2 protein-coding genes are annotated in these 2,060 nt (G+C 37.1%); both read left to right on the plus strand.

The genetic code is table 11. The features are described 5' to 3' along the window. Nucleotides 1-204 precede the first annotated feature (204 nt). Nucleotides 205-978 carry an FNR family transcription factor gene (locus BKK52_RS13080; RefSeq protein WP_077421933.1) on the plus strand — a complete coding sequence of 258 codons (774 nt, stop codon included), beginning with the start codon at nt 205-207 and terminating at the stop codon, nt 976-978. A 131-nt stretch (nt 979-1,109) separates the two neighbouring features. Beyond that, nucleotides 1,110-2,039 carry a universal stress protein UspE gene (uspE, locus tag BKK52_RS13085; protein WP_077421932.1) on the plus strand — a complete coding sequence of 310 codons (930 nt, stop codon included), beginning with the start codon at nt 1,110-1,112 and terminating at the stop codon, nt 2,037-2,039. Nucleotides 2,040-2,060: the final 21 nt, after the last annotated feature.

Consider the following 2,060-nt stretch of genomic DNA (forward strand, 5'->3'; position numbering starts at 1 on the left):
TCTACGTCAGCCCCAAATGAAATTTTAAGAAAGTAAATATCGCCAAACAAATGCTATGACTAAAATACACATCATCACTAAAATTTGGACCAATCTTTTCTTTGTTAATTTTTCTACTGCCATCTTCTTAAAGTGCCTATTTAATGTTAAAATCTTTGCGTTAGATCAATTTTACACTATCTTTAAAAAATATCTGAGGGTTAAATGAAAAATTTCGTTTCAGAAACTAAGGCAGGACGCCGAATTCAGTCAGGCGGCTGTGCGATTCACTGCCAGGATTGTAGTATTAGCCAACTTTGTATTCCTTTCACGTTAAATGAACACGAACTTGATCAACTCGATAATATTATCGAACGCAAAAAACCCATCCAAAAGTCACAAGTATTATTTAAAGCGGGCGATACACTTAATTCTATTTATGCCATCCGTTCCGGTACAATTAAAAGTTATACTATCAGCGAAGCCGGTGAAGAACAAATTACCTCATTCCACTTACCCGGTGATCTCGTCGGTTTTGATGCCATCACCAATATGCGACATCCAAGTTTTGCGCAAGCATTAGAAACCGCTATGGTGTGTGAAATTCCCTTTGATATTTTAGATGATCTCTCAGGTAAAATGCCTAAACTTCGCCAACAAATCATTCGTTTGATGAGTAGTGAAATCAAAAGTGATCAGGAAATGATTTTATTATTATCAAAAATGAATGCTGAAGAACGTCTTGCTGCCTTTATCAGTAACCTTTCAAGACGCTATTCTGCTCGAGGATTTTCAGCGAGAGAATTTCGTTTAACTATGACCCGTGGTGATATTGGTAATTATCTTGGTTTAACGGTTGAAACAATCAGTCGTCTCTTAGGGCGATTCCAAAAACTGGGCGTACTTTCAGTGCAAGGTAAATATATTACTATAAATGATATGAATGCTTTAATTGACCTTACTGGAACAAATAAAACAAAAATTACCATGATGGAATAAAAATAAGGCGTGATATTTTTCACGCCTTTCTTATTTAAAGAAAAGTTGTATCAAATCAGTTTTTCGGTGATCTTTTCTTGTCATAAAACAAATTCTTCCTTATGCTATGCAGCACTATCACGGAGGTTGTTATGAAATTTAAAAATATCCTGGTTGTTCTCAATCCTGATAATGAAAAACAATATGCGCTCGCACGGGCGGTTCGTCTTGTTAAAGAACAAGAAAATGTTGAAAAAGTGAAAATTACAACGTTATTGGCGGTTTATGATTTATCTTATGAAATGTCCGCTTTACTTTCTTCTGAGGAAAGAGAAGAAATGCATAAAACGGCCACTGAACAGCATCGTCAAGCCGTTCAATTTTATCTTGATAAATATGCCGATCCACAAATTGAATTTGAATCTCACATCGTTTGGAACAGTAATGAAGCTGAAGGAATTCGTGAGGAAGTCGAGAAAAATCAATATGATTTGGTTGTCAAATACACCAAAGATGAAGAAAGTTTAACTTCGCTTATTTTCACCCCGGTCGATTGGCAATTATTGCGTAAATGCCCTATTCCGGTTCTAATGGTTCGTGATGGAGATTGGAAACATCAACGCCGAATTTTAATTGCAGTAAATGTTTCCGGTGAACAAGATTATCAAGATGAATTTAATCAAGAGCTTGTGGCAACGGGAATGTCTTTGGCTGAAAATTTAAACCGAGGCAATGTACACCTGGTCGCAGCCTACCCGGTTACTCCAATTAATATGGCAATTGATTTGCCTGAATTTAATACCTCAGGTTACGAAAACAGTATTCGTGGACAACATTTAATTAATATGAAAACCTTACGCCAACAATTTGGGATAGATGAAGATCACACTCATGTGCGAGAAGGTTTCCCTGAAGATGTGATTCCCGAGGTTGCCAAAGAGATTGAAGCGGAACTTGTCATTCTCGGTACAGTGGGAAGAACCGGTTTATCTGCAGCATTGCTCGGTAACACAGCAGAACACGTCATCAGCAAGCTCAGCTGCAATTTACTTGCCATTAAACCCGCTAAAAAAGATGAGTAACATAAAAGTGCGGTCGATAAA

The organism is Rodentibacter trehalosifermentans (genome assembly GCF_002000545.1).
GTDB lineage: Bacteria > Pseudomonadota > Gammaproteobacteria > Enterobacterales > Pasteurellaceae > Rodentibacter > Rodentibacter trehalosifermentans.